The following is a 17008-nucleotide window of genomic DNA, read 5'->3' as shown; positions in this document are numbered from 1 at the left end:
TCGTTTAATAAAATTACGCTCATGTAGCGTATTAAACGAGGTGTCTGTTATATGAATGGTTAAAACTGAACATTGTACTAATTTAAAATAATTCTTTTTCTTTGACTTCTGGAATAATAAAACGTGTGGAAATAAATGATAAAAACATAAATAATGCGCACACTAAAAATGCAATGAAACTACCAGTTGTACGAGACACATGTTCATCAATAACGAGATAAACCGTTGTGAAAATTGTAATACCAAATGCAGCACCAATAGTTGCAACCATTTTGTAAATACCTGAAGCGATACCTAATTTTTCTTTAGGTGTATGTACTACTGCTGTATTAAGACCAGGTGTCGCAAAAAAGCCCAGACCCATACCAAAACATAAAAACCCGATTAGACTACCTATAATATATATAGGTGTAGGTAAAAAAGATAATGATAAGAGTAAGATACCTAAAGTGACTATGAGTGAACCTAACTTCATTGGTTTCTTAGCTTCATGCGTTTCCATCATACGCTCACCAATTCTTATCGTTATTAATACACCAAACATATAAGGTAAGGTAATTAATCCTGAAACGAATCCAGTAAGATGGAAATGTTGCTGTGTAAAAATATTATAAAGCGCAAGGGCACCTATAGATGTATTAAGTAAGAAATTAGATGTCACTGTACCGATAAAGTAGCGACTTGAAAAAAGAGAAAAATCAATAAGTGGTTCTCTTTTTCGTTTTTCGTAAAAATAAAAAAGGGTTAATGTGATAACAAACACAAGCACTAATATAATGATAGTTGGATTATACCATCCGATATCGCCGCCTTGAGTAATCACAATATTGATGCTCAACGTGCTTATAACGAATAAAATAAGACCCCAGAAATCAAATTTTGAAGTATGACTTTGCGTAGCCTTTGCTTCAGGAACATCTTTAATCATTAAAAGCACAATGAGTGTCACGATAATGGACGCAATAAAAATCCATTGCCAACCAATATAAGTCGCAATAAGCCCTGCAAATACAGATGATAAACCAGTCCCACCGTATGAACCTATTGACCACATACTTAACGCTTTATGTCGTTCCTTATCATGGTAATATGTATTAATTAATGAAATCGTTGCTGGCATTAAGCATGCTGCTGAAAATCCTTGTATTGCCCTACCAAGTAATAGTAAAAATGTAAAATCAGAAATAATCACTAAGATAGAGCCTATGATACTTAAAGTCAGCCCAATACGCATGATTTTAACACGGCCAAATTTGTCTGCGAATCCGCCTGCTGCCACCATAAATACCCCTGTAAATAAAGATGTTAAACTAACTGCAATATTAAGTAACGCATCACTCGTTGTATAGGTTTGTTGTACGAGAGGCCCAATATTTAAAAAAGATTGAGCGAATAGCCAATAAGTTAAAATAGATAAAACTAGTGCCAAAATTAATTTATTACCGCCTACAGTCATTTTAGAATTCAAATTGCTCCCTGCCTTCGTATAGAATTATTAAAAAATATAGTTATTTTAAATTTAAAATAACTATATCAGTAAAATAAAACGCTTTCAATACAATGAAAATTATATAAAACAGAGATTTGCAGTATTAAAATTAAAAAAATTATATTATTTTGAGTTAGATAATTGAGACGTAATGAAAGGCAATGAATTATTGATATATGTTTCAGCTGGTAAATCACTTGAATGGAACCAATGTTTGGCGATGCCATATAAACCCCACGAAAGAAAACGTGCACTTGTAGCAAGCGTTTCTCTATCTATGTTATGGTGTTTATCGACCATTAAATTTAAGAAAATATCTTCCAATGCTTCTTTAATTTTCTTTTCTACGATTTCTCCATAAGCCTCACTGTTTAGACGGCATTCTTCATGAGTGTCTTGAATATAACTGGTAATCGTAATGAAACATTTACATAATGCTATATCATCTAACTCGGCGACCATGTTGAGAGATTGATTTAAATTTTTTAAGATAGTTTCAGACAATGTATAATCCATAATGTCATACTTATCATAAAAATGAGCGTAAAAAGTAGCACGATTAACAGTAGCGCGCTCAGTAATATCTTTAACAGTAATAGAGGCTAACTTTTTTTCCTTTGCGGTCTCACGAAAAGCGTCCATTAATAATTTTTTTGTTCTTATAATACGAGGATCTATATGAGTAGTAGTCAATTTAATAACCTCCAAATTTGTGCTTTGCGCATCTTTATCAGTCAAATTATCTTGCTTTATTAACAAGTTGTCAATAAAACGAATTTGATTATAGTATTATACTTTTTTAGGGTGTTTTCTTTAATTTTACTGTTTAAGAAACAATAAACAACAATACCTAAAGTTATAATGACGATCCCAATTAAACTTGTTAATGCTGGTAATACCAAGCCTAGTAACAACATTTCACCAGCTAATGTGAAAACAATTTCCATTGATTGTGTTGCTTCAACAGCAGCTAATTGAGTTTGATTATGCTTCACAGTGTGAGTTGCGTAGAAAAATAACGTTGTTGCTATAACGCCTGAGAATATAGCGACGAAAAAAGTTTGTACCATTTGATTTGAAGATGGTACACCTTGTGTAAATATGCCAATAAAAAAGATAATAAACCAAATAGTAACGTGACTAAGGTCATTCCGTATATGCGTTCAATTGTATTTAAATCATTGTCTACAAGCGCCATCATTTTACGATTGCCTAATGGATAAGCAAAGGCTGCAACGACTAAAGGCATAATAGATAAGATAAAGGTTTGGACGTCGATATTTGAAATATGAGGATTTGTACGATAATAACGCCGAGAACCGTCATACTTGACGTTCCTAGTGAACGCCATGAGACACGTTCTCTGACTTTGATCGTTTTCTGTTCATATTGTATATATTCATAGAAAAAGGGAGCCAGTAATAGCCCACAGATAATGGTAAATTGCCATGTCGCAGAAATAAGCCAGCCTGGACTATAGTTGGATACAAAAGTGATTGGTACGTAAAAAAAACAAAACCAAAGGAACTCCACAATAGCCACATCCAAAAATGTTGTTTGATATGTAATACAATGACGTGATGGCGTTGTTTAAACATCACGATAACAAATAGAAAAGGAAACATAAAAATAAAACGAAGTGATGCACTAAAAAGCCAACTGCCACCATCGCTAGACATTGCATGGTTTAATATAAAAGTAATAGAGAAAAATAAAGCACCCAAAACGCCAATGGAGATTGCTTTCATTTAAGTCCTCCTTCAAATTGTATAATGCTATTAATTTACCAGTTTTTTTGAATTGAGCAAATATAGTTAACTTTAAAATGGATAGTATACATTTGTTTGTTTGAATTTTCGGAAAATATTAGGCAAATAAAGTAAAAAAGTAGTATGATGATTTTAAAGACAATTTTAAAATTTATAGTGAATGGATAGCATGTTTTTCACGCTATAATAAAAATCTATTGGAATAGTAAAGTATAAACTTGATAAACAAACTTAAATTGAAATCTAAAAATATATACAACGGATGGAGTGTAGTAAATGAGTAAAAAGATAATAATGGATTGCGACCCTGGGCATGATGATGCGATTGCTTTAATACTAGCTGGCGCTAAAAATAGTTCGCTTGATATATTAGCAGTTACAACTGTAGCTGGGAACCAATCTGTTGAAAAAAACACTAAAAATGCACTTAACGTATTGGAAGTGATGGGGAGAGGAGACGTTGAAGTGTCTGTAGGCGCAACCCGTCCACTTATAAAGCCTGCTTCATTTGCTTCAGAAATTCATGGTGATTCTGGTTTAGATGGACCTAAATTACCAGAGGTGCCTGTGTTGAAGCCAACACAGCATCATGCAGCAGATGTTATTATTAAAACTTTAAAACAAAGTTCAGAACCTGTAACAATTGTTGCAACAGGGCCACTCACTAATATAGCAACGGCTTTAATTAAAGATCCAAGTATTTCTCAATCTATTGAATCTATTACGATAATGGGTGGTGGTACATTCGGGAATTGGACACCTACGGCAGAATTTAATATTTGGGTTGATGCTGAAGCGGCTAAACGTGTCTTTGAAAGTGGTATAAGAATTAATGTCTTTGGTTTAGATGTCACGCACCAAGTATTAGCGACAGATGAAGTGATTCAAAGATTTAGTCGAATTGATAATGAAATATCTAGATTTGTTGTAGAATTATTAGAATTTTTCAAATCAACTTATAAAACACATTTTGATATGGATGGCGGTCCAATCCATGATGCATGCACGATTTTGTATTTATTACAACCTGATTTATTCACAATGCAACAAACACATATAGATATCGAACATCAAAGTCAATTAACTTATGGTACGATGTCTGTTGATTTAAACAATGTCACTAATAAAGAAAAAAATGCTTATTTTGCTACAGCGGTAGATGTTGAACGTGTTTGGTCTTTAATTGAATATATATTAGGAAGTTATAATCAATAATTTAAAATAACCCAACACTTCAATACCATTATATTAAGTTATGCTGCTATAAGCAGACTCATATTTTAAAAAATTGAATTATGATTGTAAGCGAGCGTATATACCCGATAAAAAGAGGTGTTATATCGCTCGTTTTTTATGTGATCACTAACTAAGTTTAAGACAAAAGTATGAGGCTTTATCAAGTTGAATGATTAGCAACACATTGCCAAAAACGTATACTATGGTATTAATATATAATTAAAAGGTGAGTCCAAATTTGAAAAATACATTAAAAACAATCATATTGTTAATTGTCATATTAGTTCCGTTGATATTAATGCTTACAAATTTAGACACAATACAACAATTTGTAAGAGAAAACTTAGTTGAACAAAATGATGGCACACGTGATGAAGATGGAGACGAGTCATATAAAGATGTTTTTAATATGAGTAGAGAAACCGAATCGTTTGGAGAATATAAATATAATGATTTTGAAGGCAAACACTACGGCATAGACTATGGATTAAGGAAAGATACACCCGTTACTGCTGCGACAAATGGTACGGTAACTAGAACATTTGATAATGAATTAGGAGGCAAAGTAGTCCAAATTAGGGAAGAAGATGGTGTGTATCATCAATGGTATATGCATTTAAACGAGTTTAAAGTGGAAGCAGGAGATAAAGTGAAAGCTGGTGAAATCATTGCGCTTTCAGGTAATACGGGTTCGCAGACTTCTGGGCCACATTTGCATTTTCAAAGAATGAAAGGTGGCGTTGGGAATGATTACGCTGAAGATCCGAGAGAATTTATAGAATCTTTACCACAAGGAGAAGAAAGTCTTTATAAAAAATAAATGGTTTGAATATAAGGGTGATTATAATGATAACAAATGAAGTAAAACCGTTGAGATGGCACAGTTATCGCATACTTCTCAAATCATTTGTTCTCTATTTCAGAAAAGGTGGCTAGGAAGATAGCGTTTAATTTAAGTATTAATTGTCCAAATTCATGTATAAATCCCACTAACTCGATTATTTGAGAAGTGGGATTTTATATTTTTAAGTAATTCTTGAATATACTATATTGATTGACGAGGTGTTATTTGTGTCCTGTATGAACTCCAAAATTTCGAAAAACGGATATTAACTTGTATTTGAATCTGTTAAATGTTTGTCATATTATGTTTGAATCGTAATCATTCATTTGTAAGTGAATCAATAGAATCATAACTTAAAAGATTTTGATGAATGGCTTTCCATAAATAAAAAGCACCTATGGAAGCATAGGGGCTCCACCGTTCTCTACAGAGCTTGAGCTGTTTTTTTCTTTCTAAAGTTGAAGTTTGATATAACCATTGAGCAGCTTTTTGTAAGCCAACGTCATAGATGGGTAATACATTTTGCCGTTGCAATGTGAACATTAAAAAAACTTCAGCTGTCCACTGCCCAATCCCTTTAATTTCAGTTAATGCATGTTTAGCATCCGAATCATTTAAACGACTTAAAGCTGTGAAGTCAAGTTTATTTTGTTCCACATGGGATAATAAATTTTGAACGTAGCTTATTTTAGATTTAGATAAACCTAAATTGCGCATTTCTGTTTCACTTAAATTTGAAATGACTTGCACAGACCAAATGTCATGAATAGCTATCGAAAATCTTTGGAAAATCGCAGCAGCAGCTTTAACAGTGATTTGTTGGCCGATAATAGAGCGAATTAATGATTTTAATGGATCGGGGCGTAGGTGTATTTCTATATTGCCAATATGTTGTATGAGTTTTGCTAAAGTAGGGTCTTGTTGCATGAGTTCTTGAACGGCGTAATCTTGAATATTGATATACTGCGTAGTCATAATGAATCACACCTTATTGTAATATTTCTTGTAGGACAATGGCCTGATTATGTTGTTTGTCTTTTGCGCTATATAATAAAACCACATCTTGCTTACTGTTAGCGATAATATCTTGTAAATCATTGAAAGCTTGTTTTTGATCCTTATTTTCACGTAGTTCTTTTTCATATTTTTCTTTGAAGGCTGCGTAAAGTTGAGGGTCATGGTTAAACCACTTTCTTAATTCGGCTGTTGGTGCAATATCTTTGATCCAATGGTCTAAGTTTGCTTTTGCTTTTGAGACACCCCTTGGCCAAACACGATCAACAAGTATGTGTATACCATCTTTAAGCGGTTTTTCATAAATACGTTGGATTTGAATTGTCATAAGATATATCTTCTCCTTTTATAAAATGTAGTTATATATCTATTGCCTTAAATAAAACCACAGAAACATTAACCATATATTCTATAGTAAAGGGTATAAGAGTATAAAATGGATAAAGGAGAATTTGATATGACAAATTTTGAAAATGTTCAACCACCTAAGCAATTTAAATATCGTAGTAACGCGGTGCTTATTAAAAATTACTACGAGTTCACTTGTGATAACCGAATATATTTTACGCAAACGGTGCATAAAGATTTAGCCAATCAACGTTATCAATTTAATATAGAAATTTTGTCCCAAATTGATGATTATGGATTAGCTTTAGATTTTAATGAAGTAGATAAAATTTATAAATCAAAAATAGCGACCTATTTAGATGGTCAACTTATTAATGAGGCCTTGCCGCCGATGAATACCACTGCTGAGAATATTGCATTTTGGATCTGGGAACAATTTGAACAGTTTTTACCAGAAAACAATACACTTCAAAAACTAGAATTTTTTGAAAATGAAACGCAAGGTTTAGTGCTTACTAGAGAACGAATGGAAGCAAACTAGTTGATGAAATTAAGTATGAACGTTTAATTTATATGGTTTATGTGTTTAAGCAAAATTAAAACAATACCTTATGTTTCATTGTAACCGATATATATTCAAATATTGAATGAATTATGCATATCATAATAGAGCGGGCGCGCAGTTACCCGCTTTTAATTAGCATTTTTGTAAGCTAATTGTTTAAAAAGTATCATAATAAAATGCATGGTTTCTATGCCCGCTGCTTTTTTATAACAACCATTTGAAATAAAAGTACATTAAATTAAAAATAAATATTCTGAAAATTATGATAATATGTTATATTTTTAGTTATCACATCTTAGGAGGCGCTACTATGATAAAAGTAAGCCCAAAACAATTTATAAATAACGTATTATCAGGAGTAGCAATTGCTATTGTTGCTGGTCTTATACCTAATGCTATTTTAGGAGAATTATTTAAGTTTTTAGCACCAAAACATGATATTTTTGAAACATTACTTCAAGTCGTGTTAGGTATTCAATTTACCGTGCCATTATTGGTTGGCGCATTAATTGCAATGCGATTTAGTTTAACACCATTAGCGACAGCCGTAGTCGCGAGTGCTGCTTTTGTGGGAAGTGGTGTAGCACAATTTAAAAATGGTGTTTGGATGCTTGCTGGTGTAGGTGATTTAATTAACACAATGATTACTGCTGCGATTGCAGTATTTTTTATATTGGTTATAGGCGAACGTTTTGGAAGTTTAACATTGATTATTTTACCTACGATAGTAGGTGTTATTTCAGGTTTAATAGGTATAACGATACTTCCATATGTACAAATGATTACTACTGGTATAGGTAACCTAGTCAATACATTTACAGAATTACAACCCATATTGATGTCAATGCTGATTGCGCTTGTCTTCAGCTTTCTAATTATTTCGCCAATTTCTACTGTGGCAACAGCTTTAGCTATTGGGATAAGTGGCTTAGCTGCAGGCTCTGCTTCGTTAGGTATCGTTGCATGTGAAGGCGTCCTTGTTGCTGGAACATTGAAAGTAAATAGATCTGGTGTGCCGCTTACGATATTTTTAGGTGGCGTTAAAATGATGATTCCGAATATGGTACGCCACCCCATCATTTTACTACCTATATTTACTAACGCGTTAATAACAGGATTTTTTGGAGCTTTGTTAGGTATTGCTGGTACAAAAGAGTCAGCAGGCTTTGGTATCATCGGTTTAGTAGGGCCGATTAGTGCATTTAGACATATAGAAGCTTCATTACTACTGAATTTAGTAATCGTATTTATAGCGTTCTTTGTAGTGCCTTTTATCATTGGTTATTTAATTAATGTATTTTATATGAGGGTATTGAAGTTATATCACCAAGATATATTTAAATTTTTAGCGTAAATCAGATAACTAAACCTGAGTTAAGAAATAAGTTTTTGTAATATTTAATCGTATACATATAATTATTGATATCATAAGAAATGTAAAAAGGCCTCAAATCAGAGGTCTTTTTATTTTTTTAACAAAAAAAATTGCAAGTATTGCCCTAAAATATAAAAAATATATAGAAAATACGTATTACAATGATGTAACAACAGTGTGGTTTGTAATTTTTCAGATAATAGAAATTATAATGCTTTTTATATTTTAAGACCTTCTATAACAGTATGGATATATAACTGATTCAGAAAGACTTTCTTAAGTATTACGCTAAATAAATCAAAATATTTCAATGTTACAAAGCAATATGATTTTTGTAAAGTTTTGTTATATAAGTGTAATACGATTGATAAATTTATATGATATATTAGCTATGGTAAAAAATTAAGACATAAATATTAAAAGATTTTAGCAAATACGACAACAAAACTATCAAAAATATATTTTATTAGATTTTAAATTTGGAGGATTTATTTTACTATGAAAAAAACAATTTTAGCTTCATCATTAGCAGTAGCATTAGGCGTAACAGGTTACGCAGCAACATCTGACAACAATCAAGCACATGCTTCAGAACAAAACATCGACAAAGCACATTTAGCTGAGTTAGCATTAAACGGTTCAGCTAAATTAGATCAACAACCGTTACATGCTGGTGCCTATAACTATAATTTCGTATTAGATGGCAATGAATTTACTTTTACATCAGACGGTAACACGTGGTCATGGGGATACCATGCAGCAGGTACACAAGCTTCATCATCTAACACTACACAAGATGTAAGCTCAGAAGTAAGTGTAAATACAAATGAAAAATCAGCAAGTGAAGTACGTTCACAACAATCATATGCTACTCCAGTAACAGTAGCAGCACCAAAAGCTTCAGCGTCTACAAACGTGAGAACTACGCAAACAAGCGTAGCAACAAAAGCTTATAACGTAGCGCAAACATCAGCTGCTTCAACTGGTGGCTCAGTAAAAGCTCAATTCTTAGCTGCTGGTGGTTCAGAAGCTATGTGGAATTCAATCGTAATGCCTGAATCAAGCGGTAACCCGAATGCGGTTAACCCAGCTGGTTACAGAGGCTTAGGTCAAACTAAAGAATCATGGGGAACTGGTTCAGTAGCTGATCAAACTAAAGGTATGCTTAACTATGCAAAACAACGTTATGGTTCTGAAGAAGCTGCCCTTGCTTTCCGTGCAAGCCACGGTTGGTGGTAAAATCTACAGCACTGAACTCGATAGTTTGGTGATATATAAGAGAGTGACTCAAATGAGTTGCTCTCTTTTTTTATCTTAATAAAAAAGGTGAATGCTAATTGACATGTTAGAATATTCTGATAAAATTAATGTAAATTAATTACAAATTAACTTATCCAGAGAGGTGGAGGGGGTTGACCCGTAGAAACTTCAGCAACAGACTTATCATTATGAGTACTGTGCTACTTTCAACAAGTGAAATGCTTGAAAGATAAGTGTCATGTAAAACTATATGCCACTTAATGGGGCATATAGTTTTTTATTTTAGGAGGGCTTTTTAATGGTAATGTCAGATCGATTAGCACAAATTCCAGATAGCTACTTTGGAAAAACAATGGGACGTACAATAGAACATGGCCCTTTACCATTGATTAATATGGCTGTAGGTATTCCTGATGGTGAAACGCCCAAAGGTATCCTTGATTGTTTTGCAGAAGCAATCCGAAAACCAGAAAATCAAAAATATGTAGCATTTCATGGCAAAGAAACATTTAAACAAGCCATTGTTGATTTTTATCAAAGACAGTTTGGTGTTGAACTAGATAAGGAAGATGAAGTTTGTATACTTTATGGTACAAAAAATGGATTAGTTGCTTTACCTACCTGTATAGTTAATCCAGGTGAAAATGTGCTCCTGCCTGATCCGGGTTATACAGATTATTTGGCAGGCGTACAATTAGCAGGTGCACAACCGCAGCCGCTGGTGTTAACGCCTCCTTATTATTTACCACAGTGGCATAACGTAGATACAGATGTTTTATTAAATACGCGCCTAGTTTACTTAACTTATCCTAATAATCCAACAGGCTCTGTTGCTACTAAAGATGTATTTGATGAAGCAATTGCACAATTTAAAGGAACTAAAACTAAGATTGTTCATGATTTTGCTTATAGTGCATTTGGTTTTGATCATAAAAATCCTAGCATTTTACAATCAGAAGGTGCTAAAGATTTAGCAGTAGAGGTCTTCTCTTTGTCTAAGGGATATAATATGTCAGGTTTCAGGGTGGGTTTTGCAGTAGGAAATAAAGATATAATCCAAGCATTGAAAAAATATCAAACACATACGCATGCAGGTATGTTTGGTGCATTACAAGACGCAGCAACATTTGCTTTAAATCATTATGACGATTTTTTAGTGTATCAAAATGAAATTTTTAAAGCGCGTAGAGATAAATTTACAGCTAAATTAATTGAAGCGGGTATCCCGTTTGAACCGATGCAAGGTGGTATATTTTTATGGCTAAAAATGCCTGAAAATTATGATAGTGAACGTTTTGAGGCTTATTTATTAAAAGAAAAGTCTATTTTAGTTGCGCCTGGTATACCATTTGGCGAACATGGGCGAGGTTATGTGCGTATTTCATTAGCAGTGGATGACGAGAGGTTAATGGAAGCGGCAGAGCGACTTCAATCTTTAAAACATCTTTATAAATAAGAAAGTGAGAGTGGAACAATTTATGACGAGTATTAAACTATTTGGTGTTAGAGAAGAAGATATACCCTTTATTAAAAATTGGGCAGAAAGCAATCAAGTTGAAGTAGATTTAGATAGCGATTTGTTGTCAGCAGAAACAGTAGATCGTGTGAAAGGGTTTGATGGGCTGTCATTGTCGCAACAAATTGAATTAGATGAAGTAGTTTATAAGAAATTACATGATTATGGTATACAACAAATTGCACAGAGAAGCGCTGGATATGATAGCTATGATCTCGAGCTAGCCAATCAATATGGATTAGTTATAACAAATGTACCTTCATATTCTCCACATTCTATAGCAGAATATACTGTGTCACAAGCATTGAACTTAATCAGGAATTTTAATGATATTCAAAATAAAACTGCACAATATGATTTTAGGTGGCAACCGAGTATTATGTCACGCTCTATTAAAGATTTGAAAATCGCAATAATAGGCACGGGGCGAATTGGGTCTATTGTTGGAAAGATCTTTGCAGAGGGTTTTGGTTCAGAAGTATTGGCTTATGATATTGAACCTCAATCATCATGCGAGACTTATTTAACATACAAAGAAAGTATAAATGAAGCTATCAAAGACGCAGATATTGTCACAGTGCATATTCCTGCAACAGAGGACAATACATATTTATTTGATGCAGATTTATTTGCTCAAATGAAAACAGGTGCTGTGTTCGTCAATTGTGCACGTGGTATAATCGTTGATACACAAGCTCTTGTAGATGCATTAAATAGTGGGAAGCTAAAAGGTGCTGCATTGGATACTTATGAAGGTGAAAAAGGTTTGTTTCCAAGTGATCAACGCCATACGCAGTTAGATGATGAATTATTAATTAAATTGATTGAAAGACAAGATGTAATTATATCGCCGCATATTGCTTTCTATACGGATGCTGCGGTTGAAAATTTAATTGTCGATGCGTTGGATGCAACATTAGAAGTAATAAAAACAGGTGATAGTAAGTTTCGTGTGAATTAAAATATGAAGTGGGCGCAAGTACTTTAGCTCTTGTAAACTTTCTTTTGAGTTAATCACACTTATATATGGACTTCCGCTTTTGTACACCACTCTTCTAATCAACGAAGAGGGAGCGGGACAATGAAATCATCTTAGAAATTGTGATTTCTGTCTCGCTCCCTCTCATTATTTTCAGATAGAAATATAATTTTTATTTAGCGTCGTAACCTTGGTCTTCGATTGCCTCTTTCATGTTTGTCATGGAAACTTTATTATCATCATAATCGACTTTAACATTTCCGGCATCAAGATTTACATCAGCTGTTGATACACCGTCTAGGTTTGTAAGTGCAGATTCTACTGCATGTTTACAATGATCGCAGCTCATGCCCTCAACTTTAATTGTTTCTGTTGTCATATGAATCACCTCCTTAAATTAAAGGTATTATATAGTTATTATCACAAAGTTTGATTATAATCTCATTCGTTTTAATCTGAGTGAATTTGTTACAACGCTCACTGAACTTAAAGCCATAGCGGCACCAGCTACCCATGGTGCAAGTAAACCTAAAGCTGCAATAGGAATACCTGCGACGTTATAACCGAAAGCCCAAAATAAATTTTGTCTAATGTTACTTATAGTTGATTTACTCGCTTTGATTGCTTTCGGTATTAATAGTAACTCTCCGCCTAATATTGTAACATCCGCTGCTTCTATAGCTACTTCAGTACCAGTACCAATAGCAATGCCTATATCAGCTTGAACTAGGGCTGGAGCATCGTTAACCCCATCACCAACCATTGCAACAACCTTATTTTCATCTTGAAGTGATGTAATTTTTGAAGCTTTTTGTTCAGGCAATACTTCAGAAATAACTGAATCAATCCCAACTTGTTTAGCGATGGCTTGCGCTGTTCGTTCATTATCGCCTGTAAGCATCGTAACTGAAATACCTAATTCATGTAATTGTTTTATCGCTTCATTGGCAGAATCTTTGACCGTGTCAGCTACAGCTACAACACCTCGCAATGTTTGATTGATTGAAATTAACATAGCAGTTTTGCCTTCGTATTCATAATTCATTAAGTTATCTTCAGACATTGTTACATCAATGTGATAATCTGTCATTAATTTACGTGTTCCAATCAATATATCTTTTTTATTGATTGTTGCTTTGACACCGTGGCCAGGTATAGCTTCAAAAGATTCGGCATCTAATAGATTAACATCTTTATTATTTGCATAATTAACAATTGCTTCAGCTAATGGATGTTCTGAATCTTTTTCAGCACTTGCTAATAGTTGTAACGTTTCATCGTCACCGTCAAAGTCAGTCACAATTGGTTTACCGTTTGTGATGGTGCCGGTTTTATCTAGGACAACTGTATCTATTTGATGTGTACGCTCTATATGTTCGCCGCCTTTAAATAAAATACCATTTTCAGCAGCTTTACCAGTACCAACCATAATTGAAGTAGGTGTTGCAAGCCCTAAGGCACACGGACAAGCTATAACTAATACAGCAATTGCGGCTACAAGTGCAGGTTCAAATTGACCAGATTGTACAAAAGCAATCCAAATAATAAACGTGAGAATAGCGATACCGACAACAATAGGTACAAAATAACCAGAGATAATATCAGCTAAACGTTGAATAGGCGCTTTTGAACCTTGTGCTTCTTCTACTACTTTGATAATTGAAGATAGCGCTGTATCTTTGCCTACTTTAGTTGCTTCTATTGTAATAGAACCATTTTTATTCATAGTTGAGCCTATCACATTGTCATTTAATGTTTTTTCAATCGGTATAGATTCGCCAGTTAACATAGATTCATCAATCGCAGTCATGCCTTTGATAATTTGTCCATCAACTGGAATTTTTTCTCCTGGTTTAACTTGTATATGATCTCCAACAATAACTTCACTTAAAGGGACCATACGTTCCTCGCCGTTTCTGATTACACGAGCTTCCTTAGCTTGTAAACTTAATAACTCACTTAAAGCATTCGTGGTTTGCGTTTTAGCACGGCTTTCTAAATATTTACCAAATAAGATAAGTGTTATTAATACTGCACTAGTTTCAAAATATAAATGTGGCGTATAGTTTGAAGTAGCTAACCATTTTGCCATTTCGTAAATACTGTAAAAGAATGCAGCGCTAGTACCTAATGCAACTAATACATCCATATTAGCTGACCCATTTCTCAGGTTTTTATAAGCGCCTACGTAGAATTGCCAACCAATGATAAATTGAACAGGCGTAGCTAATATGAATTGAAACCATGGATTCATTAAAAGTCCTGGTAATGGTAGTCCGAATAAGTGGACAAACATCGTTAACAGTAAAGGTAGGGAGAGAATAGCTGAAATAATTAATTTATTCCGTTTTCCTTTTAATTCTTGTTCTTTTTGTGAATGTTTGGCTGAAGCTTCTTTTTTAGGTTGTGCATCGTAGCCGATATTTTGTATTTTTTTGATGAGATCATCAATAGAAGTCGCTTCAGGGTTATAAGCAATTGTTGCATTTTCAGTTGTCAGATTGACATTAGCTTGTTCAACACCATCAGTTCGATTGAGTACTTTCTCAATCCTATTTGAACATGCAGCACAAGTCATACCAATAACATCCAATTCAGTCTTTTCTGATACTACATCGTAACCAGTGTCTTTGATTTTTTGAGTTAATGATTCTATGGAAGTAGTATCAGTATTATATGCAACGGTTGCTTTTTCTGTTGTCACATTGACGTTTGCTTCTACGCCATCCATTTTATTTAAATTCTTTTCGATACGATTTGCACACGCCGTACAAGTCATACCCGTTATACCTAATGTCGTTTTTTTCTTATTATCCATTACAGTGATTACCTCCTTTTACGATAAATATATATAGCATGATTAAATCTAAGCCATTTGTTAAATTTAATATACCCCCTATAGGTATAAAAGTCAACGTGTTTGTTCAAAATAAAATAAGCTAACACCAGAATGTATATAACAAACGATGCTAGCTTAGGATTTAAACCAAGCTTATATTAGATGTTGTTGATTGACCTTGCTGAGTTCGGAAACGATTTTACGACTATCTTTATTAAGGTGCTGTACATAGATAATATTATTTTTCTTTTTATAATTTTCTATTAAAGTATCTACTGCATTGACAGCTGAATCGTCCCATAAATGCGCTTGGCTAAAATCGAGATAAATCGTTTTATCTCGTAATTCTAAATCTAATTGGTTCATTAAGGAGTCGATAGACACAAAGAAAATTTGTCCTTCAATTTTATAATAGATGTGATGATTACGGGCTTCATATTGAACAGAGACATTTGATATCTTTGTAGCAAAACATAATGCACTGACGATGACACCTACAATGACGCCGAGCGCTAAATTACTTGTAAATAAAACGATAACCACCGTTAAAATCATCACAAATGCATCAGAACGCGGGGCTTTTTGTATAAATTTAAATGAACCCCAATTAAATGTACCTACAGAGACCATCACCATGATACCAGCTAGAATTGGCATTGGAATTTGGACAACCCAATCACCAAAGACCATAATCAAGATGATTAAAAACACACCTGCTGTGAATGTGGAAAGTCGTGTGGTTGCACCAGAACGCACATTAATAACCGACTGACCAATCATAGCACAACCACCCATTGCACCGAAAAAGCCTGTAATAAAGTTTGCTATACCTTGTCCACGAGCTTCTTGATTTTTGTTACTATAACTATCAGTCGCTTGATCGACGATACGTGAAGTTAATAAACTTTCTACAAGACCTACAATTGCCATTGATATAGAATAAGGAAATATAATTTTAAAAGTCTCCATATTAAATGGTACGTCAGGGATTAATAATTGCGGTAAGCTTTTTTTAATTTCCCCTAAATCTCCAACCGTTTTAACATCTGCACCAGTAACTAAATATGTAATAGTTAGTAAGACAATAGCAATCAAGGGTGCAGGTATACGATTGAAAACACGTGGCAATAAATAAATAATTAATAGCGTGATAATTACAAATAAGTATGTGGGTAATGAAATACCAAAGATATGTTTAAGTTGTGTCATAAATATCATTATAGCTAATGCGTTCACAAACCCAATCATTACAGAATTTGGAATGAATTTCATTAATCTGCCTACCTTTAACAAACCAAAGATAATTTGAATTACACCCATTAAAATGGTTGCAGCCAGTAAATATTGGACGCCATGATCTCGGACTAATGGCACAATTACTAAAGCAACAGCGCCAGTAGCAGCTGATATCATTGCGGGTCTGCCGCCAACGAATGAAATGACGACAGCGATGATAAACGATGCGTATAGACCGACCATCGGATCTACACCTGCAATAATAGAGAATGAAATTGCTTCAGGAATTAACGCAAGTGCTACAACGATACCTGCTAATATATTTGTTCCTGGAGCAGTGAGCCATTCTCTTTTTAATTTATTTAACATAATCTGTGCTCCTTTATTAAAAGTCAATTGTAATAGTATAGCACATAGCATAGTAAAAGTTTATAGCACTTTATACTAAAAAATTTTTAAAAATATAATTTATTGCTAAATAAAATGTGACAGTTTTGTCATTTGAAAAGCTATATTTGTTAGCACAATCAAACGAAAG

14 protein-coding genes, 1 pseudogene and 1 riboswitch are annotated in these 17008 nt (G+C 33.7%); of the genes and pseudogenes, 7 read left to right on the top strand and 8 right to left on the bottom strand.

Translation table 11 applies throughout. The annotated features are described in order from the left end of the window. Positions 1-82 precede the first annotated feature (82 nt). From KA900_RS05205 to KA900_RS05195, 3 genes and pseudogenes are all read right to left on the bottom strand, one after another. The gene (locus KA900_RS05205; RefSeq protein ID WP_182478018.1) at positions 83-1456 is read right to left on the bottom strand and encodes an MFS transporter; all 1374 of its coding nucleotides are present in this window, start codon (positions 1454-1456) and stop codon (positions 83-85) included. A gap of 156 nt (positions 1457-1612) precedes the next feature. Continuing rightward, the gene (locus tag KA900_RS05200; RefSeq protein WP_096808345.1) at positions 1613-2182 is read right to left on the bottom strand and encodes a TetR/AcrR family transcriptional regulator; all 570 of its coding nucleotides are present in this window, start codon (positions 2180-2182) and stop codon (positions 1613-1615) included. A gap of 59 nt (positions 2183-2241) precedes the next feature. After that, positions 2242-3087 (bottom strand): annotated as a pseudogene (locus tag KA900_RS05195) (DMT family transporter). Between the two features lie 447 nt (positions 3088-3534). Between KA900_RS05195 and KA900_RS05190 the strand changes: the two are divergent. Together KA900_RS05190 and KA900_RS05185 are read left to right on the top strand one after the other, a co-directional pair. Beyond that, positions 3535-4473, top strand: a complete 939-nt coding sequence (locus KA900_RS05190) for a nucleoside hydrolase (RefSeq protein WP_096808346.1) — start codon at positions 3535-3537, stop codon at positions 4471-4473. A 319-nt stretch (positions 4474-4792) separates the two neighbouring features. Beyond that, complete coding sequence (locus KA900_RS05185; RefSeq protein WP_229718989.1) at positions 4793-5314, top strand: M23 family metallopeptidase; 522 nt, start codon at positions 4793-4795, stop codon at positions 5312-5314. Between the two features lie 342 nt (positions 5315-5656). Here KA900_RS05185 and KA900_RS05180 read toward each other — a convergent pair whose 3' ends face one another. Together KA900_RS05180 and KA900_RS05175 are read right to left on the bottom strand one after the other, a co-directional pair. Continuing rightward, the gene (locus KA900_RS05180; protein WP_096808348.1) at positions 5657-6313 is read right to left on the bottom strand and encodes a DNA-3-methyladenine glycosylase family protein; all 657 of its coding nucleotides are present in this window, start codon (positions 6311-6313) and stop codon (positions 5657-5659) included. A gap of 13 nt (positions 6314-6326) precedes the next feature. Continuing rightward, positions 6327-6680, bottom strand: a complete 354-nt coding sequence (locus tag KA900_RS05175) for a DUF488 domain-containing protein (protein WP_119487698.1) — start codon at positions 6678-6680, stop codon at positions 6327-6329. A gap of 129 nt (positions 6681-6809) precedes the next feature. Between KA900_RS05175 and KA900_RS05170 the strand changes: the two genes are divergently transcribed. From KA900_RS05170 to KA900_RS05150, 5 genes are all read left to right on the top strand, one after another. Next, positions 6810-7241 (top strand): 6-pyruvoyl trahydropterin synthase family protein, encoded by a 432-nt coding sequence (locus KA900_RS05170; RefSeq protein WP_096811192.1) that lies wholly within the window; start codon positions 6810-6812, stop codon positions 7239-7241. A gap of 334 nt (positions 7242-7575) precedes the next feature. Continuing rightward, positions 7576-8619 (top strand): PTS sugar transporter subunit IIC, encoded by a 1044-nt coding sequence (locus KA900_RS05165; protein ID WP_096808350.1) that lies wholly within the window; start codon positions 7576-7578, stop codon positions 8617-8619. 519 nt (positions 8620-9138) lie between these two features. Further along, positions 9139-9879, top strand: a complete 741-nt coding sequence (locus KA900_RS05160) for an aggregation-promoting factor C-terminal-like domain-containing protein (protein WP_119487699.1) — start codon at positions 9139-9141, stop codon at positions 9877-9879. 148 nt (positions 9880-10027) lie between these two features. Beyond that, positions 10028-10136: riboswitch (SAM riboswitch) on the top strand. Positions 10137-10198: 62 nt separating this feature from the next. Continuing rightward, the gene (locus KA900_RS05155; protein WP_119487700.1) at positions 10199-11356 is read left to right on the top strand and encodes an aminotransferase class I/II-fold pyridoxal phosphate-dependent enzyme; all 1158 of its coding nucleotides are present in this window, start codon (positions 10199-10201) and stop codon (positions 11354-11356) included. A 22-nt stretch (positions 11357-11378) separates the two neighbouring features. After that, on the top strand, positions 11379-12377 hold the full coding sequence (locus tag KA900_RS05150) for a D-lactate dehydrogenase (RefSeq protein ID WP_103373056.1): 999 nt from the start codon (positions 11379-11381) through the stop codon (positions 12375-12377). 190 nt (positions 12378-12567) lie between these two features. Here the strand turns inward: KA900_RS05150 and copZ are convergent, their stop codons facing one another. From copZ to KA900_RS05135, 3 genes are all read right to left on the bottom strand, one after another. Next, on the bottom strand, positions 12568-12774 hold the full coding sequence (gene copZ, locus KA900_RS05145; RefSeq protein ID WP_096808354.1) for a copper chaperone CopZ: 207 nt from the start codon (positions 12772-12774) through the stop codon (positions 12568-12570). A 54-nt stretch (positions 12775-12828) separates the two neighbouring features. After that, the gene (locus KA900_RS05140; protein ID WP_119487701.1) at positions 12829-15213 is read right to left on the bottom strand and encodes a heavy metal translocating P-type ATPase; all 2385 of its coding nucleotides are present in this window, start codon (positions 15211-15213) and stop codon (positions 12829-12831) included. Between the two features lie 174 nt (positions 15214-15387). Continuing rightward, positions 15388-16839 carry a SulP family inorganic anion transporter gene (locus KA900_RS05135; RefSeq protein ID WP_119487702.1) on the bottom strand — a complete coding sequence of 484 codons (1452 nt, stop codon included), beginning with the start codon at positions 16837-16839 and terminating at the stop codon, positions 15388-15390. Positions 16840-17008 lie beyond the last annotated feature (169 nt).

Origin of the sequence: Staphylococcus sp. GDY8P120P, from assembly GCF_017892065.1 — a bacterium.
Taxonomy (GTDB): Bacteria; Bacillota; Bacilli; order Staphylococcales; family Staphylococcaceae; genus Staphylococcus; species Staphylococcus nepalensis.
Note: the sequence above shows the minus strand (reverse complement) of the source record. Positions and strands in the feature narration are given on the sequence as shown.

Bases quoted from the DNA above. Each gene is read 5' to 3' on its own strand.
- KA900_RS05140 (WP_119487701.1), bottom strand. From the start codon at position 15,213: ATGGATAATAAGAAAAAAACGACATTAGGTATAACGGGTATGACTTGT.
- KA900_RS05190 (WP_096808346.1), top strand. From the start codon at position 3,535: ATGAGTAAAAAGATAATAATGGATTGCGACCCTGGGCATGATGATGCG.
- copZ (WP_096808354.1), bottom strand. From the start codon at position 12,774: ATGACAACAGAAACAATTAAAGTTGAGGGCATGAGCTGCGATCATTGT.
- KA900_RS05135 (WP_119487702.1), bottom strand. From the start codon at position 16,839: ATGTTAAATAAATTAAAAAGAGAATGGCTCACTGCTCCAGGAACAAAT.
- KA900_RS05175 (WP_119487698.1), bottom strand. From the start codon at position 6,680: ATGACAATTCAAATCCAACGTATTTATGAAAAACCGCTTAAAGATGGT.
- KA900_RS05170 (WP_096811192.1), top strand. From the start codon at position 6,810: ATGACAAATTTTGAAAATGTTCAACCACCTAAGCAATTTAAATATCGT.
- KA900_RS05205 (WP_182478018.1), bottom strand. From the start codon at position 1,456: ATGACTGTAGGCGGTAATAAATTAATTTTGGCACTAGTTTTATCTATT.
- KA900_RS05160 (WP_119487699.1), top strand. From the start codon at position 9,139: ATGAAAAAAACAATTTTAGCTTCATCATTAGCAGTAGCATTAGGCGTA.
- KA900_RS05165 (WP_096808350.1), top strand. From the start codon at position 7,576: ATGATAAAAGTAAGCCCAAAACAATTTATAAATAACGTATTATCAGGA.
- KA900_RS05180 (WP_096808348.1), bottom strand. From the start codon at position 6,313: ATGACTACGCAGTATATCAATATTCAAGATTACGCCGTTCAAGAACTC.
- KA900_RS05185 (WP_229718989.1), top strand. From the start codon at position 4,793: ATGCTTACAAATTTAGACACAATACAACAATTTGTAAGAGAAAACTTA.
- KA900_RS05155 (WP_119487700.1), top strand. From the start codon at position 10,199: ATGGTAATGTCAGATCGATTAGCACAAATTCCAGATAGCTACTTTGGA.
- KA900_RS05150 (WP_103373056.1), top strand. From the start codon at position 11,379: ATGACGAGTATTAAACTATTTGGTGTTAGAGAAGAAGATATACCCTTT.